The organism is Lapillicoccus jejuensis (genome assembly GCF_006715055.1).
GTDB classification, from domain to species: Bacteria; Actinomycetota; Actinomycetes; order Actinomycetales; family Dermatophilaceae; genus Lapillicoccus; species Lapillicoccus jejuensis.
Genome location: NZ_VFMN01000001.1, coordinates 1,674,506 through 1,697,192, shown reverse-complemented (window position 1 = coordinate 1,697,192; position 22,687 = coordinate 1,674,506). Strand labels below are relative to the sequence as shown.

General features: G+C 76.0%; 23 protein-coding genes. 13 read left to right on the top strand and 10 right to left on the bottom strand.

The window, feature by feature from the left end:
* Positions 1 to 56 precede the first annotated feature (56 nt).
* Positions 57 to 1,607 (bottom strand): molybdopterin-dependent oxidoreductase, encoded by a 1,551-nt coding sequence (locus FB458_RS08100; RefSeq protein WP_141848049.1) that lies wholly within the window; start codon positions 1,605 to 1,607, stop codon positions 57 to 59.
* A 119-nt stretch (positions 1,608 to 1,726) separates the two neighbouring features.
* On the opposite strand from FB458_RS08100, the gene FB458_RS08095 reads away from it, so the two are divergent.
* Positions 1,727 to 2,848 (top strand): calcium:cation antiporter, encoded by a 1,122-nt coding sequence (locus FB458_RS08095; protein WP_141848048.1) that lies wholly within the window; start codon positions 1,727 to 1,729, stop codon positions 2,846 to 2,848.
* 89 nt (positions 2,849 to 2,937) lie between these two features.
* Here the strand turns inward: FB458_RS08095 and FB458_RS08090 are convergent, their stop codons facing one another.
* Positions 2,938 to 4,464: an LLM class flavin-dependent oxidoreductase gene (locus tag FB458_RS08090; RefSeq protein ID WP_141848047.1), complete on the bottom strand. Its 1,527-nt coding sequence runs from the start codon at positions 4,462 to 4,464 to the stop codon at positions 2,938 to 2,940.
* Between the two features lie 80 nt (positions 4,465 to 4,544).
* On the opposite strand from FB458_RS08090, the gene FB458_RS08085 reads away from it, so the two are divergent.
* The gene (locus FB458_RS08085; protein ID WP_141848046.1) at positions 4,545 to 5,036 is read left to right on the top strand and encodes a cupin domain-containing protein; all 492 of its coding nucleotides are present in this window, start codon (positions 4,545 to 4,547) and stop codon (positions 5,034 to 5,036) included.
* Positions 5,037 to 5,051: 15 nt separating this feature from the next.
* On the opposite strand, the gene FB458_RS08080 is transcribed toward FB458_RS08085, so the two are convergent.
* Complete coding sequence (locus FB458_RS08080; RefSeq protein WP_141848045.1) at positions 5,052 to 5,528, bottom strand: hypothetical protein; 477 nt, start codon at positions 5,526 to 5,528, stop codon at positions 5,052 to 5,054.
* 80 nt (positions 5,529 to 5,608) lie between these two features.
* Between FB458_RS08080 and FB458_RS08075 the strand changes: the two genes are divergently transcribed.
* From FB458_RS08075 to FB458_RS08065, 3 genes are all read left to right on the top strand, one after another.
* A complete protein-coding gene (locus FB458_RS08075) occupies positions 5,609 to 6,970 on the top strand; it encodes a lanthionine synthetase LanC family protein (protein WP_141848044.1) in 1,362 nt (453 codons plus the stop codon).
* 100 nt (positions 6,971 to 7,070) lie between these two features.
* A complete protein-coding gene (locus FB458_RS08070; RefSeq protein WP_141848043.1) occupies positions 7,071 to 7,457 on the top strand; it encodes a YciI family protein in 387 nt (128 codons plus the stop codon).
* A 35-nt stretch (positions 7,458 to 7,492) separates the two neighbouring features.
* Positions 7,493 to 8,704, top strand: a complete 1,212-nt coding sequence (locus tag FB458_RS08065) for an RNA polymerase sigma factor (RefSeq protein ID WP_246061117.1) — start codon at positions 7,493 to 7,495, stop codon at positions 8,702 to 8,704.
* Here the strand turns inward: FB458_RS08065 and FB458_RS08060 are convergent.
* Entirely contained in the window at positions 8,696 to 10,222 is a 1,527-nt protein-coding gene (locus FB458_RS08060) for a helix-turn-helix domain-containing protein (protein ID WP_141848042.1), read from the bottom strand. The genes FB458_RS08065 and FB458_RS08060 overlap by 9 nt on opposite strands.
* A gap of 153 nt (positions 10,223 to 10,375) precedes the next feature.
* On the opposite strand from FB458_RS08060, the gene FB458_RS08055 reads away from it, so the two are divergent.
* Positions 10,376 to 11,632: an NAD(P)/FAD-dependent oxidoreductase gene (locus FB458_RS08055; RefSeq protein WP_281286086.1), complete on the top strand. Its 1,257-nt coding sequence runs from the start codon at positions 10,376 to 10,378 to the stop codon at positions 11,630 to 11,632.
* 73 nt (positions 11,633 to 11,705) lie between these two features.
* On the top strand, positions 11,706 to 12,101 hold the full coding sequence (locus tag FB458_RS08050; RefSeq protein WP_141848041.1) for a rhodanese-like domain-containing protein: 396 nt from the start codon (positions 11,706 to 11,708) through the stop codon (positions 12,099 to 12,101).
* Here FB458_RS08050 and FB458_RS21835 read toward each other — a convergent pair.
* Genes FB458_RS21835 through FB458_RS08035 form a run of 3 tightly spaced genes read right to left on the bottom strand, consistent with a single transcriptional unit; the run spans position 12,071 to position 13,574 of the window.
* Positions 12,071 to 12,391, bottom strand: coding sequence for a type II toxin-antitoxin system PemK/MazF family toxin (locus tag FB458_RS21835; RefSeq protein WP_141848040.1), 321 nt, complete (start codon positions 12,389 to 12,391; stop codon positions 12,071 to 12,073). The genes FB458_RS08050 and FB458_RS21835 overlap by 31 nt on opposite strands.
* Entirely contained in the window at positions 12,388 to 12,621 is a 234-nt protein-coding gene (locus tag FB458_RS22045) for a YlcI/YnfO family protein (protein WP_141848039.1), read from the bottom strand. Before FB458_RS22045 ends, FB458_RS21835 begins: the two co-directional genes overlap by 4 nt.
* A gap of 56 nt (positions 12,622 to 12,677) precedes the next feature.
* A complete protein-coding gene (locus FB458_RS08035) occupies positions 12,678 to 13,574 on the bottom strand; it encodes a hypothetical protein (RefSeq protein ID WP_141848038.1) in 897 nt (298 codons plus the stop codon).
* A gap of 172 nt (positions 13,575 to 13,746) precedes the next feature.
* On the opposite strand from FB458_RS08035, the gene FB458_RS08030 reads away from it, so the two are divergent.
* The 5 genes from FB458_RS08030 to FB458_RS08010 are packed head-to-tail and all read left to right on the top strand — an operon-like array spanning position 13,747 to position 19,086.
* Positions 13,747 to 14,799 carry a S1C family serine protease gene (locus FB458_RS08030; protein ID WP_246061116.1) on the top strand — a complete coding sequence of 351 codons (1,053 nt, stop codon included), beginning with the start codon at positions 13,747 to 13,749 and terminating at the stop codon, positions 14,797 to 14,799.
* Between the two features lie 45 nt (positions 14,800 to 14,844).
* On the top strand, positions 14,845 to 15,942 hold the full coding sequence (locus FB458_RS08025; protein WP_141848036.1) for an AAA family ATPase: 1,098 nt from the start codon (positions 14,845 to 14,847) through the stop codon (positions 15,940 to 15,942).
* Positions 15,939 to 16,910, top strand: a complete 972-nt coding sequence (locus tag FB458_RS08020) for a DUF58 domain-containing protein (protein ID WP_141848035.1) — start codon at positions 15,939 to 15,941, stop codon at positions 16,908 to 16,910. Before FB458_RS08025 ends, FB458_RS08020 begins: the two co-directional genes overlap by 4 nt.
* On the top strand, positions 16,907 to 17,935 hold the full coding sequence (locus FB458_RS08015; protein ID WP_141848034.1) for a vWA domain-containing protein: 1,029 nt from the start codon (positions 16,907 to 16,909) through the stop codon (positions 17,933 to 17,935). Before FB458_RS08020 ends, FB458_RS08015 begins: the two co-directional genes overlap by 4 nt.
* Positions 17,935 to 19,086, top strand: a complete 1,152-nt coding sequence (locus tag FB458_RS08010) for a VWA domain-containing protein (RefSeq protein WP_141848033.1) — start codon at positions 17,935 to 17,937, stop codon at positions 19,084 to 19,086. Before FB458_RS08015 ends, FB458_RS08010 begins: the two co-directional genes overlap by 1 nt.
* A 23-nt stretch (positions 19,087 to 19,109) precedes the next feature.
* Here the strand turns inward: FB458_RS08010 and FB458_RS08005 are convergent, their stop codons facing one another.
* Entirely contained in the window at positions 19,110 to 19,649 is a 540-nt protein-coding gene (locus FB458_RS08005; protein WP_170185600.1) for a MarR family winged helix-turn-helix transcriptional regulator, read from the bottom strand.
* On the opposite strand from FB458_RS08005, the gene FB458_RS08000 reads away from it, so the two are divergent.
* Positions 19,639 to 20,331: a hemerythrin domain-containing protein gene (locus tag FB458_RS08000; protein ID WP_246061115.1), complete on the top strand. Its 693-nt coding sequence runs from the start codon at positions 19,639 to 19,641 to the stop codon at positions 20,329 to 20,331. The genes FB458_RS08005 and FB458_RS08000 overlap by 11 nt on opposite strands.
* 87 nt (positions 20,332 to 20,418) lie before the next feature.
* Here the strand turns inward: FB458_RS08000 and FB458_RS07995 are convergent, their stop codons facing one another.
* Both FB458_RS07995 and FB458_RS07990 read right to left on the bottom strand, forming a co-directional pair.
* Positions 20,419 to 21,813 (bottom strand): FAD-binding oxidoreductase, encoded by a 1,395-nt coding sequence (locus tag FB458_RS07995; protein WP_141848030.1) that lies wholly within the window; start codon positions 21,811 to 21,813, stop codon positions 20,419 to 20,421.
* Positions 21,810 to 22,679: an alpha/beta fold hydrolase gene (locus FB458_RS07990; protein ID WP_141848029.1), complete on the bottom strand. Its 870-nt coding sequence runs from the start codon at positions 22,677 to 22,679 to the stop codon at positions 21,810 to 21,812. Before FB458_RS07990 ends, FB458_RS07995 begins: the two co-directional genes overlap by 4 nt.
* Between the last annotated feature and the right edge of the window lie 8 nt (positions 22,680 to 22,687).

The following is a 22,687-nucleotide window of genomic DNA, read 5'->3' as shown; positions in this document are numbered from 1 at the left end:
CGATCCGCCCCGGTGACCATCGGGTCACCGGGGCGGACGGGCCTCGCCGAGGAGCGTCAGGAGACGAGGACCACGATCGACTGGATGCCGCTGGACCCCGAGGGGAACGGCGTGGCGCGGTCGGCGGTCTGCACCTGGCCCTGCAGGTCGGTGGCGCGCACGGCGAGGGTGTGCTGCCCTGACGTCGCGTCCCACGGCAGGTACCACTGCCGCCAGTAGTCCACGCCGGCGTCCGGCCCGAGCTTCGCCGGCTGCCAGTCACCCCCGTCGACCTGCACCTCGACGCCCTTGACGCCACGGTGCTGCGCCCAGGCGACGCCCCCGATGACGGTGCGCCCGGCGGGGATGGACTGCAGCCCGCGCGGGGTGTCGATGCGGCTGGAGATCTTGATGGGGGCGTCGGTCGCCCACTGCCGCTTGGTCCAGTAGGCCTGCTGCGCGGCGTACGTCGTCAGCGTCAGCCTGGTCAACCACTTCGTCGCGCCGACGAACCCGTAGAGGCCGGGGGTGATGAGCCGGGCGGGGAAGCCGTGGACGTCGGTGAGCGGAGCACCGTTCATCGCGACGGCGACCATCGCGTCGCGCCCGTCGCGGGCGACGTCGAGCGGGGTGCTGATGGTGAACCCGTCGACAGCGGTCGACAGGATCTGGTCGGCTGTGCTCCCGACCTTCGCGCGGTCGAGCAGGTCGGTCAGGCGCACGCCCTGCCAGGTGGCGGCGCCGATGTAGCCGCCCCCGACCTCGTTGGACACGCAGGTCATCGTGATGTCGCGCTCGATCATCGGCATCGCGAGCAGCTCGTCGAAGGAGAGCGTGAACGGGTTGCCGACGTCGCCGTCGACCGCGAGCGACCAGCCCGCGGTCGAGACCTGCGGGACGGTGAGGTTGGTGTCGACGCGGTAGAACGACGCGGTCGGGGTCCGGAACGATGAGATCCCGGGAACCGTCTTCTCCAGACCGGTCGGCAGCGGGGTCGCCGCGCTCTGCGGCGTCGGCAGGGCGACCTTGGAGGGGTCGACGGTCCGAGAGCCGAGCCGCTGCCCGACGCCGCCGAGGACCAGGGCGCCGAGGGTGACGCCGCCCGCGCCGAGGAGGAAGCCACGGCGGCTGGTCCCGCTCGTGGACGCCGGGGCCGTGGCCCGGTCGGCCTCGCGGAGCAGCAGGAGCAGCGCGGCGATCCCGACGACGAGGGTCGCCAGCGCGGGCAGCGCATCGAGCGGGCCCGCGGTGGGGCGGGTGAGCGCCGCGGCGCCGGCGAGCACGACGAGCAGGACGATGAGACCGACGCCCACCGCTCGACGGCGCCGCGACAGGATCCCGGCGACGGCGGCGAGGACGAGGGTGACGACGCCGACCGACGTCAGCAGCACGAGCTTGTCGTTCGTCCCGAAGTGGGCGATGGCCCAGTCCTTGACCGGGGTGGGGGTGAGGTCGATGAGCGTGGAGCCGACGGCCAGCACCGGGGAGGTGGCGGGGTCGACGAGGCCGGCGACGAGGTGGCCGGCGGCGGTGCCCGCGGCCGCGGCGAGGACCCCGGCGACGGCGTACGGCACGGCGGAGCCGCGGCGGGTGGCCGGGCGCAGGGGGTTCTCGGGTCGATCGAGCATGACCGGTGTTCGTCACGACGGCCGGCCCGGATTGTTCCGTGGGACGGACGACAGCGGCCCGAGCCGGCCCGGCGTGAAAGGGTGGGGACACCGCCCGACGGACGAGAGAAGGTGCCGCCGTGACCCGCTCCGCGCTCCTGCGCTGGACCACCCTGGGGCCGGTGCTGGCCCTCCTCGCGCTCGTGCTGACCTGGGGTCGCGACCTCGGGCCGGTGCCGGTCGTCGTCGTCGCGGCGCTGCTCGCGGCCGCCGTCCTCGCGGCCGTCCACCACGCGGAGGTCGTGGCGCACGCGGTCGGCGAGCCCTACGGATCGCTCGTCCTCGCGGTGGCCGTGACCGTCATCGAGGTCGGGCTCATCGTCACGCTCATGGTGTCGGGCAAGGAGGGGGCTGCGACGCTGGCCCGCGACACGGTGTTCGCGGCGACGATGATCACCGTCAACGGGATCGTCGGCATCTCGATCCTCGTCGGCTCCCTGCGCCACGGGCTCGTCGTCTTCAACAAGGAGGGGACCGGCAGCGCCCTCGCGACCGTGACCGCCGTCGCGACGCTGTGCCTGGTCCTGCCGACCTTCACCACCGGCGCGGCGGGACCGGAGTTCACCCCCGGGCAGCTCGCCTTCGCCGCCGTCGCCTCCCTGACGCTGTACGTCGCCTTCGTCCTCACCCAGACGCGCCGGCACCGTGACTTCTTCCTGCCGGTCGACAGCCACGGCAACATCCTCGAGGGCTCGGGGGCGGGTGGCTCCGACGACGGGGCGGAGGGCGACCACCACGCCCCGCCCGGGGACTCCGTACGGCGCAGCCTGGTCCTGCTCCTCGTCGCGCTCGTCGCCGTCGTCGGGCTGGCCAAGGTCGAGTCGCCGGCCATCGAGTCGGCGGTCCGCTCGGCCGGCCTGCCGCAGTCCTTCGTCGGCGTCGTCATCGCGCTGCTCGTCCTCGCCCCGGAGACGCTGGCCGCCGTCAACGCGGCGCGCCGCCGCCGCACCCAGATCAGCCTCAACCTGGCACTCGGGTCGGCGATGGCCAGCATCGGCCTGACCATCCCGACGCTGGCGCTGCTGACGCCGTTCATCGACGTCCCGCTCCAGCTGGGGCTCGGTCCGACCCAGGTCGTGCTGCTCGGCCTGACCGTCGTCGTCGGGACGCTCACCGTCGTCCCCGGCCGCGCGACCCGGCTGCAGGGGGTCGTGCACCTCACCCTGCTCGCGGCCTTCGTCTTCCTCGCCGCCAACCCCTGACACCCCAGGGGACGACTTCTTGCTCCGGATGTGCCCGGAATCCGTGTCGGACCGGCCGGGACGGGCACATCCGGAGCAAGAAGTCGTCCTTACTGGAAGCCGACCTGGGCGAGCGGGTGGTAGAGCTCGCGCTCCTCGTACGACAGGTGGCTGAGCAGGGCGTCGGAGAGCAGGTCGACGACCGCGCGCAGCGGCGCGGTGTCACCCGGCAGCCCGTCGTCGCCGCCGGTGACGAGCCCGACGAGGGCGCGGTCGACGCGCTCGAGCAGGTCGTGGATGACGTGGTGCTCGGCGGTGAGCCGGTCGAGGACGGGCGCGGCGCCGGGCACCTGCCGCAGCCGCGGGAACATGCTCACGTCCTCGATGGTGTGGTGCGTCGTCAGCACGCGGCAGTACTGCTCGCAGTAGGCGCCGAGGGTCCACGCGTTCTGCCGCAGCGTCATCCGGCTGATCTCGGAGCGCGCCTGCCCGACCGAGGTCCGCCCCGCCTCGACCTGCTCGATGACCCCGCGCAGCTGCTCGAGCTCGCTGCGCAGGTGGTCGTGCACCTCGACGAGGTGGGCCGGCTGGGCCTGCTGCACCGCGGTGTACGACGCCCCCTCGGGCGCCGGGAAGCGCGGCCGCGTCGACTCGTCCCAGGCGCCCTCGCCCTCCGCGAGGGGCTGGGGAGGAGCCCCGGGGCCGAGCTCGACGACGGGTCGTCCCCGGGTCGCCGCACCCGCGTCCCCCGCCCGGCGCGCGGTCACGCGCTCGCGCACGTCGGGGGCGACCTCCTCGCCGAAGACGCGCACGGTCCGCTCGTCGTCGCTCGCGAGGACGAACGTGCTGATCCCGTGCTCCTCGGTGAGGGCGGCCAGCTGCTCGGCCCAGTCGGCCGCGGTCCCGTGCAGTCGCGGCCCCGTACCGCGGCCCCCGAGCCGCCCCATGACGTTGTAGAGGCGTCGTACCGACGCGGGGTCGCGTCCTGCCGCCCTGGCCGCGTCGTCGAGGGTGGCCGTGAGCGCGCCGAGCCGGTCGGGGTCGGCGTACCCCATGCTCGGCAGCCAGCCGTCGGCGACCCGTCCGGTGAGGCGCAGCATCCGCGGGCCGTAGGCGCCGAGCCACACCTCGACGGGGTGCGCCGGGGCCGGTCCGGGGTGCAGCCCGACGACGCGGTGGAAGCGGCCCTCGACCCGGACGGCCGGGCCGCCCTCCTGCCAGACCGCCCGGACGACCTCGATGCCCTCCTCGAGGGCGTCCACCGCCTCGCCCGGGGTGCGCCGTTCGCCCCCGGCCGCGACGACGCCGTCCCAGAAGGCGCCCGCGCCGAGCCCGAGCTCGACCCGGCCGCCGGTGAGCAGGTCGAGCGAGGCGGTGCTGCGGGCGAGGACGACGGGCGGCCGCAGCGGCAGGTTCGCGACGTTGAGCGCGACCCGCAGGGTCGTCGTCCGCGCGGCGACGACGGACAGCAGGGTCAGCGCGTCGAGGTGACGGCTCTGGTACGGGTGGTCCTGCACCGTGAGCAGGTCGAGCCCGCTGACCTCGGCGACCTGCGCCAGCTCGAGGGTGCGCGCGGCGGCGGCCGCGTCCGGGGACGGGAAGAGCCCGAACCGCAGCTCCTGGAGGTAGTCGACCACGGCCCCATCCTCGCCGGTGCGCCTCGACCGCGGTGAGGAACCGGCTCGCGCGGCGCGCCCGGGCGTGCTGCGCTGGGGGCATGGACGGTACGTCGTACCCACCCCCGCTCTTCCACGGCGACCACGGCGTCGTGTCCGCGACCGTGCGCTCGGGAGGCACGGAGCCCGACCTCGTCCACCCCAACGGCAACCGGGTGCACTACCTGGCCACCGGGGCCGGGACGGGCGGGCTGTTCGGGCTCTACCGGTGGGAGTTCGCGGGGCCGCCGAGCGGACCGGGACCGCACTTCCACCGCACCCTGGCGGAGTCGTTCTACGTCCTCGAGGGCGAGGTGACGATCTACGACGGCGGGGGCTGGCGCGTGTGCCGCCCGGGTGACTGGGCGCACGTGCCGCCGGGTGGACGGCACGGGTTCCGCAACGAGTCGGGCCCGGCGTCGATGCTGCTGCACTTCGCCCCCGGCGCTCCGCGCGAGGCCTACTTCGAGGGCCTGGCGCGCGGGCTCGACGGGCTGACCCGCGACGAGGTGGACGCGTTCATGGTCGAGCACGACAACCTCTGGGAGGAGTGAGCCTCCGCGCGGGGTTCAGTCGCAGAAGCAGGTGCCCGCGGCGGAGATCTGGACGCCGCAGCGCGGGCAGACCTCCGGGACCTTCTCGGGGACGACCGGGGCGGCGACCCGGGCGGTGCGCTGGCGCGGGGTCGACGTCGTGGTGGCGCGGGCCTTGCGGTCGACCGCCTCGAGCGCGAGCCCGAGCGCCTCGTCGAAGCCGGCCTGCAGCCGCGCGGCGGGCACCCACACGTAGCTGGTGCCGACGCCCTTGCTCTCGACCCGCTCGACGTACGACGCGCTCGCGACCTCCCGGGCGCGGGCGGGGTCGAGCGAGACGCAGACCACCGCGGGGTAGCACTGCAGCGCCGGGGCGGAGGCGCCCGGGCGGCTCACGCTGAGGCAGTCCCCCCGCCGCGCCGTCTCGACGGACCGGGCCCCAACCACCGCACGGACGAGCGACTCGACCTCGTAGGCCGGCCGCAGCATCCCCAGCTGCTCCTCGAGCGACATGCCCCCAGCCTCTCACCTCGCGGCCCGGATGCCGTCCTCGGGAGCGGCCACGGGCGCCACCCGCGGTGCCACGATGCGTCATGGCCCACGACCCGCAGGTGTACGACGACCTCGCCGAGGCCGCCTGGCGCTGGGTGCGGCTCCAGGTCCTCCGCGACGACCGCGGCCCGTGGCTGCCCCCGCACGTCGACGTGGACACGGGCGCCCAGCCGGTGGTCCAGGCGGACGACGACGAGCGCGTCGGCGCGTACGACGGCCTCGGCGGTCTCGCCCACGTGCTGGCCGAGCTGCGGCTCGGTCGCGGGTGGAGCGACGAGGAGGCCGTGCTGGCGGCCGAGGTGGGCGACGCCGTACGGGCGCACCTGCCGGCCGCGCGCGACGTCAGCGTCTTCGGCGGCACGGCCAGCGACCTCGACGTCCTCCTCGCCCTCGACCCCGGCGACCGGGACGCGGCCCGGGCCGCCGTCGACCGGCTGCTCGCCACCTGGACCGAGGACGGCTGGCCGGCGCCGTGGGCCTCGGACCCCGAGCGGTTCCGGCCGGGCGCGGTGGTCGTCGACGCCAGCCTCGGCTCCGCGTGCGGGGTGCTCGCCGGGCTGTGGGCGGTGCGGCACGGCGTGCCGGAGGGCCGGGAGGTCGTCGAGCGCGGGCAGGCGTCGGTCCTGCGCTTCACGACCGGCACCGACGAGCCGCCGGGTGGGGTCGAGTGGCCGTTCGTGCCCGACGCGTTCCGCGTCGACCCGACGCCGTTCGCCATGCCCAACTGGTCGCACGGACAGGCCGGGGTCGTGGGCGTGCTCGCCCTCGCCGGGCAGGCCCTCGGTCGCGACGACGTGCTCGACCTGGCGGGGCGCGGCGCCGAGCGGCTCGTCGCGCTCGCCGACACCTCCGACGACGGCTTCGTCGTCCCCCGCGTCGTCCCGTGGGCGCCGCGGCACGGCGACCCGGTGACGTGGAACTGGTGCCACGGCGCCCCGGGGACGTCGCGGGCCTTCGTCGCGCTGGCCCGGGCGGGGGTGGAGGAGGTCGCCGGGTGCCCGACGCTCGAGTGGCACGACCGGGCCCTGCGCTCGACGCTCGCCTCGGGGATCCCGCAGCGGCTGCACCCCGGATTCTGGGACAACGACGGACGTTGCTGCGGCACGGCGGGGACGGCCGACATCCTCCTCGACGCGTGGCGCCGTACGGGCCGGCAGGAGTGGCTGGACTTCGTCGTCGTCCTCGCCGACGCGCTCGTCGAGCACGCCGTCCGCGACGGCGACGACGCCTACTGGCGCTTCGTCGAGCACCGGGCCGAGCCGCCGCTGCTGCCGCCCGGGGTCGGGTGGATGCAGGGGGCGGCCGGGATCGCGGCCCTGCTGCTGCGGGTGGCCCGGGTGCGGCGCGACGGCCGCGAGGCGCCCGCCGTCGCCCGGCTCGACTCGTGGTGGTGCGTGGAGTGAGGGACGTGTCGAGGAGCGACGGGCGGCTCCGACGTCCCCGGTGCAGGATCACCGCAGGCCCTGCCCGGCCCCGCCGGACGCACCGACCCAGGAGCACCCCGTGAAGTTCGTCGTCCTCATCCACTCCAACCCTGACCCGTGGGGCCACCCCACCCACGAGTTCACCGAGCAGGGCCGGGCCATCCCGCGCGAGGAGAAGGAGCGCAGCGGTCGCGAGTTCGACGCCTTCCTCGAGGAGCTGCACGCGGCGGGCGAGCTGGTCACCGCCGAGGCGCTCGCGGCCCCGGCCGCGTCCACCGTCTACCGGTGGGCCGACGGGCCGGTCGCCAGCGAGGGCCCCTACGCCGAGACCACCGAGCACCTGGCCGGGTTCTTCCTCATCGACGTCGCCGACCGGGCCCGCGCCGAGGAGGTCGCGCGCCGCTTCGCCGGCGCCGGCGACACGATCGAGCTGCGCCCGGCGATGTGGGGCGGTGGGGAGGACTGAGCCCCACCGCCTCGCCGGAGGACCTGTGGCGCCGGGTGGCGCCGCAGGTCACCGCCGCGCTCGTGCGCCGGTACGGCGACGTCGACCGCGCCGAGGACGCCGTGCAGGAGGCGCTGCTCGCCGCCGACCGCCAGTGGCCGCTGGAGGGCCTGCCCGACGACCCGAAGGCGTGGCTGGTCCGCGTCGCCTCCCGGCGCCTCGTCGACGCCTGGCGCTCGGACACCGCCCGGGCCGCCCGCGAGGACCGGCTCGTCCCGCGCGGCGGGGACCTCGTCGCGCCGCCGGCGGACCACCCGGACCGCTCTGCGCACGACGACAGCCTCGTGCTGCTCCTGCTCTGCTGCCACCCCGCCCTCACCCGACCGTCGCAGGTCGCCCTCACGCTGCGGGTCCTCGCCGGGCTGTCGACCGCCCAGGTCGCCCGGGCCCTGCTCGTCCCGGAGACGACGATGGCGCAACGGATCTCGCGGGCCAAGGCCACGCTGCGGGAGCTCGACGCGCCGTTCGCGCCCCCCGCCGCCGCGGAGCTGCCCGACCGGGTGGCCGCCGTCACCCAGGTCCTCTACCTCGTCTTCACCGAGGGTCACGCGGCGACGACGGGCGACCGGGTGACCGACGTCTCGCTGGCACAGGAGGCGATCCGGCTGACCCGCGACCTGCACCGCTGGCTGCCCGAGGACGACGAGGTGACGGGCCTGCTCGCGCTCATGCTCCTCAGCCACGCGCGGCGCCGCGCCCGCACGACGCCGTACGGCGACCTCGTGCCGCTCGCCGAGCAGGACCGCCGCCTCTGGGACGCCGGGCTCGTCGCCGAGGGCCTCGCTCTCGTCGAGGAGGTGCTGCCCCGGGGCCGGGTGGGGGCGTACCAGCTGCAGGCGGCCATCGCGGCGGTGCATGCGGAGGCACCTTCTTCCCAGGACACCGACTGGGCGCAGGTCGCCGCGCTCTACGCGATGCTGGCGGACGTGGCCCCGAGCCCCGTCGTCACCCTCAACCGCGCCGTGGCGGTCGCCGAGGTCGACGGCCCGACGGCGGGGCTGGCCATGGTCGAGCCGCTGGTGGAGCACCCGGCGCTGCGCCGCGGCCACCGGGTCCACGCCGTCCGCGCGCACCTGCTCGAGCGGGCCGGGCGACGGGAGGAGGCGCGCGAGGCCTTCGTCCGCGCCGCCGACCTGGCCACGAGCACTCCCGAGCAGCGCCACCTGCGACGGCTGGCGCAGGCCCTCACCGACCCGCCCTCAGGATGACGTCGCCGCCTCGAGCAGCAGCCGCAGCGCCAGGCGGGTGCGCGGGTCGTCGGTGCCCAGGTCGCCGACCAGTTCGGTGATCCGGGCCAGCCGGTAGCGCAGCGTGTTGGGGTGCACGTGCAGGGCGGCCGCCGCCCGGGCGGCCTCGGCGGGGTGGTCGAGGTGGGCGGCCAGCGTCGCCAGGTAGGCCGTCCCCTCGCGCTCGTCGTGCGCGGTCAACGTCTCCAGGGCGGCCGGCCGGCGTTCCCCCACCGCGGCCGACGCCCGGGCGAGGACGAGGTCGACCCAGGAGCCCTCGACCGCCGCGACGGCGGCGGGCAGGTCGAGGGCGGCGAGCTCGGCGGCCTCGGCGCGGGCGCGCGGCAGGTCGGCGGGGCGTCGTACGGGCTCGGAGGCGCGCACCCGCAGGGTGGGGTCGGCGGCGGTCTCGGTCGCGACCACCTCGCGCAGCCAGCCCCACGAGCCGGGCGCCCCGTCCTCGTCGGTGACGACGGCCCAGGCCGTCCCGCCGTCGTCGGTGAGCAGCGGCCGCTGCCAGCGCTGGCGCCGGAAGACGGTCTCCCAGACGTCGAGGTCCGACGCGACGTCGTGCGAGTCGGCCGGGCGGGACAGCGCGACGACCCGCCACGGGCCGGGCGGCAGCCACTCGGCGCGCGGGTCGTCGCCCTGGAGCACCTCGCGCAGCCGGTCGGCCGTCACCCGCCGGGTCAGGTCGGTCTCGGCCCGCAGCCGCAGCAGGCGGATCGCGAGGACGGCGGCGACCTGGCGCAGCTCGCGCTGGACCCGCGCCGTCGGCATCCGCGAGGTGACGACCCAGATCGAGCCGAGCCACTCCCCACCGGCGCGGACGGGGACGACGAGGCGGGGCAGCTCCTGCGACGGGCCGGGCGGGACGAGGAACGGCTCGTCGGAGCGGGCCAGCCGACGGAACAGACCCTGCGAGCGGAAGTGCGCCACGAGGGCGGGCGGCACCCGGCGGCCGACGATCGTGTCGATCCGGGCCGGGTCGGTGACGTCCTGGCGCGAGGAGTAGGCGAGCACCCGGGAGGCGGCGTCCTCGATCGTCACCGGCGCCTCGACGACGGCGGCGACCGCGTCGGCGAGGGTGAAGAGGTCCTGGAACGACGTGTCCTCGACCCCGCCGGGCTCCCCCGCGACGGTGGCCCGGTCGAGCAGGCCGCGGACCAGCCCGAGGACGTGGGCCAGCGACGCGGTCGGCGCGATCTCGGCCAGCGCGAGCCGGTGCCGGCGGGCGGCCGCCCGGACCGTGCGCGACCGGGCGAGCGAGCGGCGCAGGACGACGCCGGCGGGGCCGGCCGCCGCGAGCCCGGCGAGCAGGTCGACCGCCGCCGCGTCGTCGGGCAGGCCGACGCCGAGGACGAGGTCGCCCGGCTTGCCGAACCAGCCCTCCCCCGGCTCGACGACGGTGACGTCACCGACCTCCGGACCGTCGGGCTGCGGGACGACGACGCGGACCAGCCCGGGCCCGAGGGCGGCGGCCAGGGCCTCGAGGCGCACGGGTCTCCTCCAGGGCGTCGTACGAGCGTTGTGCTGGGAGCACAACGGCGGGGTGCAGGACTGTGCCCAGGAGCCTACGGCCTGTCGGCGGACGGACGGGACAGTGGAGCGACCCACCCCGACGCGCCGCCGCGTCCGCCGACAGGAGCTCCCGTGACCACCACCCCCGCCGCCCCCCAGCGCGTCGCCGTCGTCGGCGCCGGCATGGTCGGTCTCGCGACCGCGTGGTTCCTCCAGGAGCACGGCGTCGAGGTCACCGTCCTCGACCGCGAGGGCGTCGCGGCGGGCTCGTCGTGGGGCAACGCCGGCTGGCTGACGCCGGGCATCTGCACGCCGCTGCCGGAGCCGGCGGTGCTCAAGTACGGCGTCCGCGCGGTGCTGTCGCCGAGCTCGCCGGTCTACGTGCCGCCGAGCGCCGACCCGTCGTTCCTCAAGTTCGTCTCGGGCTTCACCCGGCACAGCACGATGGCGCACTGGAAGCGCTCGATGGACAAGCTCGTCCCGGTCAACCGCATCGCGCTCGACTCGTTCGACCTGCTCACCGACGGCGGCGTCGCCGCGCAGACCCGCGACGCCGAGACGTTCGTCGCGGCCTACCGCACCGAGACCGAGCGGCGCACGCTGGTCGAGGAGATCGAGCACATCCACCACGCCGGGCAGGGCATCGACTACCAGCTGCTCACGGGTGACGAGGCGCGCGCGCTCGAGCCGTCGCTGTCGGACGAGGTCGGCGCGGCGGTGCTGCTCAAGGACCAGCGCTTCATCGACCCGGGCTCCTTCGTCCACTCCCTCGCCGACTCCGTCGTCGCCCGCGGCGGCAAGCTGCTCACCCACGCGACCGTCACCGATGTCGTCGACGGCGGCACGTCCGTCACCGTGACGACCGCCGAGGCCGGCGCCGAGCAGTACGACGCCGTCGTCGTCGCCACCGGCGCCTGGCTGAACCGGATCGCCCGCGAGCACGGGGTCCGCCGGGTCGTCCAGGCCGGCCGCGGCTACTCGTTCTCCGTCGCCATCGACCACGTGCCGACCGGCCCGGTCTACTTCCCGGCCCAGCGCGTCGCCTGCACGCCGATCGGCGACCGGCTGCGGGTCGCGGGGATGATGGAGTTCCGCTCCCCCGAGGCCGCGCTCGACCCGCGCCGCATCCGCGCCATCGCCGAGGCCGCCCGCCCGCTGCTGCGCGGCGCCGACCTCGACGCCCGCGAGGACGAGTGGGTCGGCTCGCGCCCCTGCACCGCGGACGGCCTGCCGCTGATCGGCGCGACCCGCAGCCCGCGGGTCCACGTCGCCGGCGGGCACGGCATGTGGGGCATCACCCTCGGGCCGGTCACCGGTCGCCTGCTGGCGCAGCAGATCGTCACCGGGGCGCCGGTCGCCGAGCTCGCGCCGTTCGACCCGCTGCGCTGAGCCCGTCGTCCCCGGTCCGGCCTCCCCCGGGCCGGGGACACCCGTCCCGCACCCCGGTGCGTAACGTCGCGCTATGGACTCGCGCCCCGCCATCGACCGCGTGCTCGACGAGAGCCGGGAGGGCATGCGTCGCACCCAGGTCGGCGAGCTGCTCGCGCTCGTCGACGCCGGCGCCCTCGTCGTCGACACCCGACCGGTCGAGCAGAGGGAACGGGACGGTGAGCTGCCGGGGGCGCTCGTCGTGGATCGAAACGTCCTCGAGTGGCGGCTGGACCCGACGAGCCCGAACCGTCTCGACGTGGCCGACGACCCCGACCGGGTCGTCGTGGTGGTGTGCAACGAGGGCTACAGCTCGAGCCTGGCCGCCGAGTCCCTGCGCCGGCTCGGGCTGCGGAACGCGACCGACCTCGAGGGCGGCTTCCAGGCCTGGCTCTCCGTTCAGCCGGGCAGCGGCACGTCCAGGTCGTAGGCGAGGACCACGGCGCACGCCAGCGCCCGCTCCTGCTCCGGCGTGAGGTAGCCCACCGTCCGCCCCAACCGGTCGACCGGGATCGTCAGGACGTTGTCGAGGGAGACGGCACTCGCGCTCTCCAACCCGTTCTCGGGACCGACCGGGACCTCGCTCGACAGCCCCTTGACGGTCGAGGTCATCGGCGCCACCGTGACCTTGCTCATGGCCGCCCTGGCGAGGTCGCGCGTGAGCACGACCACCGGCCGAGTCCTGTCGAGGTGGGCCAGCCGGACCTCGCGCCGGCTCACGACGGCGGGGGGAGTCGCTCGGCGGTCCACGCCACCAGGTCGTCGAGGTCGTCCTCCGTGCCGAGCTGGCTGAGCCGAACGGCGTCGTGCTCGGCCGACACGCGTCGGCGCTCTCGCTCCAGGGCCCGGGCCACGAGGGCGGCCCGGCTCGACGCTTCGCCCCGGCCGACGGCGTCGTCGAGGAACGCCACCAGGTCGTCGGGGAGGCGCACCGCGATCTGCGTACTCATCCTCCCGAGGATACCCACCTGCATCCCAGAACGGGATGACGTGGCCCGGCCACCATTCATCGCCCCCGCCACCCGTCCTCGACCTCGGGCTCGGGCCCGTCCGTGAGCATGCGCAGGGCGCGTTCCCACTCCGGCTCACCTCCCTCCGTCGCTGTTGTTGCGGCGGCCCGCGCATCGCGCAACTCCGTGACGCGCGGACTCAGCCGGTCGCGCTCGGCGACCAGCACGGCACGTCGGGCGGAGACGAGCAGCCGCGGGTCACCGATGTCGAAGCCCTGACCGTTCCGGGGCCGCGAGCCGCCGTACGGAAGCGTGTACCGACCGTAGCCGTGCGGTCCGACCGTCTGGACCGGACCGAGCAACCGGCTGGCGTGCGGCTCCGGCGAGCTGCGCAGCCCGAAGAGCGCGAGCACGTCGGCGTTCGTCATCCGCAGCTCGGGGCCGATGACGTAGCCGGCTCGCCCCACCGCCCAGAAGGCGGCCGCCGCGGTCCGCACGACGTCGTACGCCCCGAACGCGAGGTCGTGCCGCTCGGCCGCGTCGACGACGAAGCGGCGGCAGGCGGTGCGCAGCTCGGCGTCCGGCCACCTGGCGAGGGCCCGCTCGACGTGGTCAAGCACCTGGTGCACCGCCCACCGGGCGACCTCCGGCACCCGGTCCCAGTCGACCTCCTCGTCGGGCAACGGCTCGTCGGTGAGCCCGAGCAGCGCCTCCTCCCCGCCGACCTCCACGCACAGCAGGTCCCACGCGATCTCCTCGTCCGCGGGCCGAGGGGGCGCAACCGGCCGCGGGTCGTCGTACCTGTCGTCCCACCGGTCGTCGTCCCAGCGGTCGCCCCACCGGTCGCCCCACCGGTCGCCCCACCGGTCGTCCCACCGGTCCCGGTCGTCGTCCTCGACCCAGCTGCGGACGGGCAGCCCGTCGACGAGCACGACGTGGGTGACACGGGCCATGGGTCCTCCTGGAGTGGTCGGCCGACGAGGGGTGGTCCGCCCACCCTGACGGACCCGGCGCGGTCCCCCGCCGCGTCGTCCCCAGCACGGTCCGTGACCCCCGCCCCCGCCCGAACCTGTGGATCACGGCACGAGGCTCCCGTCCTCGGGGGACGGCACGTAGCCTCAGGTGGTGGCCCGGCTCATCGCCCCACCACCGCCCCCGGGAGAGCCGCGCGCCCCCGGTCACGACGGCCCGGCCACCGCGCGCCCGAGCGGGACCCGCCCGGCGCTGCCGCCTCCCGGGACGCCGGGTCGGCTCATGACGCCACCGCCGCAGGCGGCCCCCCCGCCCTCGCGCCCCGAGCGCCTGCGCTCCCGGGCCGCCTCCGCCCGCGCCGCCGCCCGCCGGGCACCCGCCCGCGCCGTCTCCACCGCGCGCCGTACGGCGACCCGGAGCGCTGGGGTGGTCCGCGGCCTGTCCCGCCGCGCGCTCGTCGCGGCGGTCGTCGCGCTCGTCCTGCTCGTCGCCGGCGGTGCCTGGCTCGCCACGAGGCCGCCGGCCCCGGCCCCCGTCACCGCGGCCGACGTCAGCGCCGCGATCACGGCCGCGCAGCAGGCGCAGGCCTCCGCCGAGGCGGCCGCCCCGCCCGACGCCGGCGTCGCGTGGAGCACCATCCAGCCGTCGCTCGTCCTCATCACCGCCACCCGCCCCGAGGGGCGGGGCACCGGCGCGGGGGTCGTCGTCAACGCGGACGGCACCATCCTCACCGCCGCCCACGTCGTCGAGGGGGCGACCTCCGTCCGGGTGGCCTGGGTCGACGGGACGACCTCCGCGGCCCGCGTGACCAAGGCCGACACCGCCACCGACACCGCCACGCTGCTCCCCGCGACCCTGCCGCAGCCGCTCGTCCCGGCCACCCTCGGCGGCGGGGTCCGCGTCGGCGACCCCGTCTTCGCGGTCGGCCACCCCCTCGGCCTGGCCGACTCGCTCTCCGCGGGGGTCGTGTCGGCGCTGGACCGTAGCGTGCGCGTCGAGGGCGACCGCACCCTCGCCCACCTCATCCAGACCGACGCGGCGGTCAACCCCGGCAACAGCGGAGGACCGTTGCTGGACAGGGCCGGTCACGTCGTCGGCATCGTCACCGGCCTGGCCAACCCCTCCGGCGAAGGTGCCTTCTCGGGAATCGGCTTCGCCGTCCCCATCGCCACCGCCGGCGGCACCGCCGGCAGCCCACCCCAGTAGCCCGACCCACTCGACCTGCACGACCCGCCCGACCCAGGAGCCCGTATGACGCCCCCGACGCCGCCGTACGACGTCCCCGCGCCCGCCGCGGGCGCCCACCCGCTGGAGCAGGCGCTCTACCAGGTGAAGAAGACCATCGTCGGCCAGGACCACCTGCTCGAGCGGATGATGGTCGCCCTCCTCGCGCGCGGCCACCTGCTCGTCGAGGGGGTCCCCGGCCTGGCCAAGACGATGGCGGTCAAGACGCTCGCGGACGCCCTCGGCGGGCAGTTCCAGCGGATCCAGTTCACGCCGGACCTCGTCCCGGCCGACCTCGTCGGCACCCGGATCTGGAACCAGCGCGAGGGTGAGTTCCAGGTCTCGCTCGGCCCGGTGCTGGCCAACCTCGTCCTCGCCGACGAGGTCAACCGCGCCCCGGCCAAGGTCCAGTCGGCGCTGCTCGAGGTCATGCAGGAGCGCCAGGTGACGATCGGCCGGCAGACCTTCCCCGCGCCCGACCCGTTCCTCGTCATGGCCACGCAGAACCCCATCGAGTCCGAGGGGACCTACCCGTTGCCCGAGGCGCAGGTCGACCGCTTCATGCTCAAGGTCCTCGTCGGCTACCCGACCGCGGCCGAGGAGTACGTCGTCGTCGAGCGGCAGATCGCGCGGCCGACCCCCACCGCGCGGGTGCTCACCACCGAGCAGCTGCTCGGCTTCCAGCGCGCCGCCGACGAGGTCTACGTCGACCCCTCGGTCATCGAGTACGCCGTCGCCCTGGCCGGCGCCACCCGCGACCCGGCCGCGGTCGGCCGGCCCGACCTCGCCCGCTACCTGCAGTACGGCGCCAGCCCCCGCGCGTCGGTCAACCTCGTCCTCGCCGCCCGCGCCCTGGCCTACCTGCGCGGACGCGACCACGCCGTCACCGACGACGTGCGCGAGCTGGCCAAGGACGTGCTGCGCCACCGGCTCGTCCTCGGCTACGAGGCCCTCGCCGAGGAGCTGACGCCCGACGACCTGCTCGACCCGATCCTCGCCGCCGTCGAGCCGCCCGCCGAGGTGCTGCGCCGCCGCGAGGTCCCGGGAACCCTCGCTCACGGATCCCTCGGTCACGGACCCGCCGGCGCCGACGAGGGCTCGCCGTGGCGCCGTCCCGAGCCGTGAGCCCCGACCCGTCCCGGGAGGGGCCGCCACCGCTCGAGACCCCCGAACGGCTGCTGCGTCGCCTGGACTGGCAGGTCGTCCGGCGGCTCGACGGGCTCCTCCAGGGCGACCACCGCACCCTCTTCCGCGGCGGGGGCGTCGACGTCGCCGACCTGCGCGAGTACGTCGCCGGCGACGACCTGCGCCACCTGGACTGGAACGTCACGGCGCGGCTCGACACGCCGTACGTGCGCCGCTACCTCGAGGACCGCGAGGTCACCGCGTGGCTGCTCGTCGACCACTCGTCCTCGATGGCCTTCGGGCGGCCCGGCCGCACCAAGGACGTCGTCGCGGCCGAGCTCGCCCTCGTGCTCGCGCAGGTGCTCTCGCGCGGCGGCAACCCGATCGGGCTCATGGTGCTCGGCGACGAGCCGGGCGTCGTCGAGGAGGTCGTCCCACCCGCGGCGGGACGGCGGCAGGTCCTGCGCCTGGCGCTCGCGCTGCGGGGGTCCCACCGCCGGCAGGACGCCGTACGGCGCCCCGTCGGCGCGTCGGTGGGGCGCACCGACCTGGGCGCCCTGCTGCGCACCGCCGCGGCGGTCGTGCGCCGCCGGGCCCTCGTCGTCGTGGTGAGCGACTTCTCCTCCCGGGACGGGTGGCAGCGACCGCTCGCCCGACTGGCCCGGCGGCACGACGTCGTGGCCCTGCGGGTGCGCGACCCGCGTGAGCGCGAGCTGCCGCTCGCCGGCGTGCTGCACCTCGAGGACGCCGAGACCGGCGAGCAGGTGGTCGTCGACACCGCCGACCCGGTGCTGCGGGCGCGGCTGCTGGAGCTGGCGGAGGCGGAGCAGGCGACCCTCGAGGAGACCGCCCGGTCGGCCGGCGTGCTGCTGCACACGGTCGACACCGACGAGGACCTCGTCGGCGCACTGGTCCGGGTCGCCGGGCTGCGCGCCCGCACCCGGACCCCGGCCGGGGGCGGGCCGTGACCCTCACCTGGCCCTGGGCGCTGCTCGCCGTCCTGCTGCTGCCCGGGCTGCTCGTCGCCGAGGGCCGGGCCCGCGCCCGACGCCGCGCGCAGCTGGCCGCGCTGGCCGAGCAGGGTCTGGTCCCGCTGCGCCCGGACCGCGAGCGCCGGGCCCGGGTCGCACCGCTGCTCGTCCTCGCGGCCCTCACGCTGCTGCTGCTCGCGCTCAGCCGCCCCGTGGCGGCCGTGGCCGAGCCGCACCGCGAGGGCACCCTCGTCCTCGCCCTCGACGTCTCGACCTCGATGGCGGCGGCCGACGGGGCCCCCACCCGACTCGACGCGGCCAAGAAGGCGGCCCTGTCCCTCGTCGACCGCCAGCCGGCCGACGTCCGGGTGGGGGTCGTCGCGTTCGGCGGGAGCGCCGTCGTCACGCAGCAGCCGACCACCGACCGGGCGGCGGTCCGGGCCGCCGTCGAGCGCCTGACCGCCCAGGGGGACACCGCCATCGGGCGCGGGCTCGTCGCGGCGCTCGGCGCGATCGCCGGCCGGTCGCTCACCGGCGGTCCGTCCTCGCGGGCGCCCAGCGGCACCGGCGGCACGGGCGCGGCCGCGGGCCGGCAGGCCGAGTCGCTCGACGGCGTCGACATCGGCTACTACGGCGGGACGGCCGTCGTGCTGCTCACCGACGGCGAGAACACCGGTGGCGCCGATCCGCTCGACGCCGCCGACCTCGCCTCGACCGCCGGGGTCAAGGTCGACACCGTCGGGCTGGGGTCGGCCCGGGGCACGACCGTGCAGGTAGACGGCTTCACGGTCGCGACCCGTCTCGACGAGGACGAGCTGCGCCGGATCGCCGAGCGCACCGGCGGGACCTACGCCAACGCCCCCGACGCCGGCGCGCTCGACGCGGTGTTCGACGGCCTGGAGCTGCGGTGGACCACGCGCAGCACCCCCCACGAGGTGACGTCGTGGGTCGTCGCGGCCGCGCTGCTGCTCCTGCTGGCGGGCGTGACGACGTCGGTGCTGCGCACGGGGCGGGTGCTGTGATGCCCGCGCTGCCGTGGATGCTGGTCACCCTGCTGGCGGTGCCGCTGCTGCTGGCGGCCTACGTGTGGCAGCTGCGCCGACGGCGGCGCCGGACGGTGCGCTGGTCGGACGTCGCGCTCGTGCGGACGGCGGTCGGGGGCCCGTCGCGGCGCTGGCGCCGGCACCTGCCGGTCGCCGCCGTGCTCGCCGCGCTCGCCCTGCTCGGCGTCGGCGCCGCCCGGCCGCAGGTGCAGGCGCAGGTCCCCGTCTCGAGCTCGGCGGTCATCCTCGCCCTCGACGTCTCGGGGTCGATGTGCGCGACCGACGTGAGCCCGAACCGGCTGGCCGCGGCGCAGGCGGCGGTGCGCACCTTCGTCGGCCGCCAGGACGACCGGACCAAGATCGGGCTCGTCCTCTTCTCGGGCTTCGCCTCGCTCGTCGTGCCGCCGACGACCGACCGGGACAGCCTGCTCGCGGCGGTGGACGGCGCGAGCACGGGCCGGGGGACGACCATCGGCGCCGCCATCCTCACGTCGGTCGACGCGATCAGCGAGCTCGACGCGGCGGTGGCCCCCAGCGACCGGGAGGCCGCTCCGGCGCCGGACGGCTCGTCCCTCGCCCCGACCGACCCGCCGTCGCGCGGCCCGGGGTCGGCCCCGGGCGCGCCCTCGGGCGGCCGCGCGGCCACCGCGCCGGAGATCGTCGTCCTGCTCACCGACGGGGCCAACACCCGCGGGGTCACCCCGGCGGACGCCGCCGCGCAGGCGGCGGCCCGCGGCGTGCGCGTCTACCCGATCGGCTTCGGCACCACCCACCCGACCTCGCTCGTGTGCACGGCCCGGCAGGCAGGGGTCGGCGGGGCCTTCGGCGGCTACCCGGGCGGCGGGGCCGGGGGGCAGCTCGGTGGCCGCGGGGGCCGGGACGTCGGGCCGGCGGGTCGCTCGTTCCTCGTCGTCGACGAGCCGACGCTGCAGGACGTCGCGCGGACCACCGGCGGCGAGTACTTCGCCGCCGCGGACGCGGAGGAGCTGACGCGGGTCCTCACCGACCTGCCCCGGCACGTCCAGGTGCAGACGCGGGAGGTGGACCTCAGCGCCGGGGTGGCCGCCGCGGGGGCGGCGTTGCTCGTCCTCGGGCTGTGGCTGGCCCGACGGCAGGGGCCCCTGGGCTGAGCCGGGCGTCGTACGGGAGCGGGTCAGAGGCGCCGGCGCGGGGGCTCGTACGGCGAGTCGGCGCTCGCCACGACCTCGGTGAACCCGCGCAGGCTCTCGGCGATCGCGCGCAGGGCGTCGGCGAGCTCGGGCAGCCGCTCCGGGTCGAAGGAGTCGAAGCCGTGCGCCATCCAGCTGCGGATGTCGGCCAGCTCGGCGCTCCCCCGCTCCGAGAGCTGCACCGTGCTGCGCCGGCGGTCGTAGGGGTCGGCCACCCGCTGGGTCAGCCCGCGACGCTCCAGCCGGTCGAGCAGCCCGGTGACCGTGCTCGTCGTGAGGTTCATCCGCTGGGCGAGCTCCGTCTGACCGAGCGAGCCCTCGGTGAAGAGGTAGCTGATGGCCTGGCTCTCGTTGACGGAGACCCCGAGGTGCGTGGCCACCGCGAGGCGGTAGTGCTCCCCGGCGAGGATGACCGAGCGCAGGCTGCGGACGGCGTCGGCCAGGTCCGGGTCCTCGCTGAGGTCGGTGCCCCCCGGGACGGCGGCCGTGCGGGTCGGGTTCTCGTGCTGGTGCGTGCTGCTCATCGTGTCCTCACCCGGCGACCACCCCCTGCGGGCCGTCATCGGGGGACACTGTAACCCGGCACGCATTACTCGTCTCGCGAGCGAGGGCGCGTCCCCGGAGGCGCCGCAGGCGGTCCGCCGGGACCGGTTCGTCGCCGCGTCGCCGGGGTACGTCGGCGCCATGGACATCACCGAGGTCATCCTCCACCAGCACATGGAGCAGCGGCGCATGTTCGCGATGCTCGAGGAGTGGCCGCGCGACGACACCGAGGGTCTGTCGGCGCTGTGGACCCGGCTGGCGATCCTCCTCGAGACGCACGCCGAGGGCGAGGAGCGCTACTTCTACCCCGAGCTGCTGCACCGCGGCGAGGGCGGCGGTGACGCGGACGACGTCGAGGAGGAGACCGAGGACGCCGTCAAGGACCACAACAAGATCCGCGACGCGGTCCGCCGGGTCGGCGACGCGCAGGTCGGCAGCGACGGGTGGTGGGAGGCGGTGACCGACGCCAACGTCGAGAACTCCGACCACATGGCCGAGGAGGAGCGCCAGGACCTCACCGACTTCCGGCTGCACGCGGACCTCGCGCTGCGCCACGACCTGGCCGTGAAGTTCCTGCGCTTCGAGGCGATGACCGCCGCGCGCGGGATCGAGCCGGTGGACAAGGACCCCGAGGAGTGGATCGAGGAGCACCAGGGCTCCTGAGGCCCCGGAACCCGGACCCGGGGCGCCGTACGGCACGTCCGCACGGCGGCGGCACCGGTGCCCCGTCGGTGCGGACGCTGCGGGGGCTCAGGCGGTGAGGACCTTGCCGGGGTTGAAGATGTTCAGCGGGTCGAGGGCCGACTTGATGCCATGCTGCACGGCCAGCGAGAGCGGGTCGAGCTCGCGACGCAGCCCGTCCATCTTCAACAGGCCGACGCCGTGCTCGCCGGTGACGGTGCCGCCCAGCCGCAGCGCGGCGTCGATGATCTCCTCGAACGCCTCCTGCGCCGCCGCCCGGGCGGCGTCGTCCCCGACGGGCGTGATGAGCAGCGGGTGCAGGTTGCCGTCGCCGGCGTGCGCGATGGTCCCGATCTTCACCCCGTGCCGGTCGCCGATCTCGCCGAGGGTGGCGAGCATGGTCGGCAGCGACGAGCGCGGGACGCACACGTCCTCGGTGAGGACCGGGCCGAGCCGCTCGAGCGCCGGGTAGGCCAGGCGGCGCGCGGCGAACAGCGTCTCGGCCTCCTGGTCGTCGGTCGAGACGACCGCGAAGACCGGGTCGGCGGTCTCGAACGCGTCGACGACGCCCTGGGCCTCGTCGTCCCCGGCGACCCCCGGGGTGTCGACCCGGGCCAGGAGCAGCGCCTCGGCGTCGGCCTCGAGCCCGAGGTGCTTCCAGTCCTCGACCGCGACCAGGGTGTCGTGGTCGAGCAGCTCCAGCGCCGACGGCGTCAGGCCGCGGCGGGTCACCTCGGCCACCGCGCGTCCGGCGTCGACGAGCGAGGTGAACGCCCCGACGATCGTGCGCGGGACCCCGCGCGGGGCCGGTCGCAGCCGCAGCGTCACCTCGGTGACGACCCCGAGGGTGCCCTCGGAGCCGACCATGAGCGCGGTGAGGTCGTAGCCCGCGACCCCCTTGGCCGTACGACGCCCCAGCCGGACGACGTTGCCGTAGCCCGCCGGGCCACCCATCACGGCGCGCATCCCGAGGACGTAGTCGCGGGTGACGCCGTACTTCACGCAGCACAGGCCGCCGGCGTTGGTGGCGACGTTGCCGCCGATCGTCGACCACGGCGCGCTGGCCGGGTCCGGCGGGTACCACAGCCCCTGCTCGCGCAGGATCGCCTTGAGGTCGTCGTTGACGATCCCCGGCTCGACGACGGCGACGAGGTTGTCGGCGTCGACCTCCTTGACCGCGGTCATCCGCGACAGGTCGAGGACGAGGCAGCCGTCGACCGCGTTCGCCCCGCCGGACAGGCCCGTCCCGGCGCCGCGCGGCACGACCGGCACCCGCAGGTCAGCGCAGATCCGGACGGCGTCGGCCACCTCCTGCTCGGTGCGGGCGCGCAGGGCGACGGCGGCCTTGCCGACCGGCGCCCACTCGGCGTCGTCGGCCGACAGGCTGGCGACGACGTCGACGTCGGTGACGAGCCGGTCGGTCGGGATCTCGCGGCCCAGGGCCTCCAGCAGCTGCTCGCTCATGCGGTCTCCTCGAGGGCCTCGCGGATGAGGTCGGCGGTCTCCAGACCGCCGCGGGCGGACATGACGGTGGCGGCGTGGTCGGCGCCGGGCAGCGGGACGACGCGGGTGCAGACGGCCGAGTAGCGGCGCACGGCGGCGGCGTCGTACGCGGGCGGGGTGTCGCGCCCGACGCTCCACTGCGCGTGCAGGAAGCGGACCGGGTGGACCAGCGCGTCCCACGGGGTGTCGCCGAAGAAGACCGAGCGCGCGTCCTCGACGAGCGCCTCGGCGCTGAGCCGGACCCGCCCGTCGGCGTCGAGGTCGTGGGCGAGGCAGTGCTGCAGGACCGGGTCGGCCGGGTCGAGCAGCGGGGTCGTCGTCGCGACGACGTGCTCGACGTACGACGACACCGACGGCCACGGGTGCTCGAGCCGGCTCGTGCGGTCGGCGAAGGCGGTGGCGACGTTCTCCCGGGTCAGGCCCGGCGGCACCGGCATCGGGAACCCGCCGTCGACGAGGACGAGGCTCGAGACCCGGTCGGGGTGCCGGTCGGCGAGGTGGACGGCGACGAACGCGCCCATCGACATCCCCGCGACGACGACCTGCGCGAGGCCGAGGTGGTCGAGCAGCCGGACGAGGTCGTCGGCGTGCCGCCGCAGGCCGAAGGGTCCGGCCACGTCGACGCTGTCGCCGCGGCCGCGCAGGTCGGGGGCGACGAGGGTCAGCTCGGGGGCGGCGGCGTGCACCCACGACCAGAGCCGGCGGGTGCTGCTGACGCCGTGGACGGCGAGGACCGGCGCGGTCTCCCCGGCGTGCACCTCGAAGGCGAGGTCGCCGCCGGGGACGGACACCAGACCGGGCCCGGCGGTGAGGGTCGAGGCGGCCATGCCCCCAC

Excerpts from the sequence above, each read along its gene's own strand:
- FB458_RS08005 (WP_170185600.1), bottom strand. The coding sequence starts at position 19,649 with ATGAGCAGCACGCACCAGCACGAGAACCCGACCCGCACGGCCGCCGTC.
- FB458_RS08100 (WP_141848049.1), bottom strand. The coding sequence starts at position 1,607 with ATGCTCGATCGACCCGAGAACCCCCTGCGCCCGGCCACCCGCCGCGGC.
- FB458_RS07990 (WP_141848029.1), bottom strand. The coding sequence starts at position 22,679 with ATGGCCGCCTCGACCCTCACCGCCGGGCCCGGTCTGGTGTCCGTCCCC.
- FB458_RS08050 (WP_141848041.1), top strand. The coding sequence starts at position 11,706 with ATGGACTCGCGCCCCGCCATCGACCGCGTGCTCGACGAGAGCCGGGAG.
- FB458_RS08075 (WP_141848044.1), top strand. The coding sequence starts at position 5,609 with ATGGCCCACGACCCGCAGGTGTACGACGACCTCGCCGAGGCCGCCTGG.
- FB458_RS22045 (WP_141848039.1), bottom strand. The coding sequence starts at position 12,621 with ATGAGTACGCAGATCGCGGTGCGCCTCCCCGACGACCTGGTGGCGTTC.
- FB458_RS08010 (WP_141848033.1), top strand. The coding sequence starts at position 17,935 with ATGCCCGCGCTGCCGTGGATGCTGGTCACCCTGCTGGCGGTGCCGCTG.
- FB458_RS08085 (WP_141848046.1), top strand. The coding sequence starts at position 4,545 with ATGGACGGTACGTCGTACCCACCCCCGCTCTTCCACGGCGACCACGGC.
- FB458_RS07995 (WP_141848030.1), bottom strand. The coding sequence starts at position 21,813 with ATGAGCGAGCAGCTGCTGGAGGCCCTGGGCCGCGAGATCCCGACCGAC.
- FB458_RS08035 (WP_141848038.1), bottom strand. The coding sequence starts at position 13,574 with ATGGCCCGTGTCACCCACGTCGTGCTCGTCGACGGGCTGCCCGTCCGC.
- FB458_RS08080 (WP_141848045.1), bottom strand. The coding sequence starts at position 5,528 with ATGTCGCTCGAGGAGCAGCTGGGGATGCTGCGGCCGGCCTACGAGGTC.
- FB458_RS08025 (WP_141848036.1), top strand. The coding sequence starts at position 14,845 with ATGACGCCCCCGACGCCGCCGTACGACGTCCCCGCGCCCGCCGCGGGC.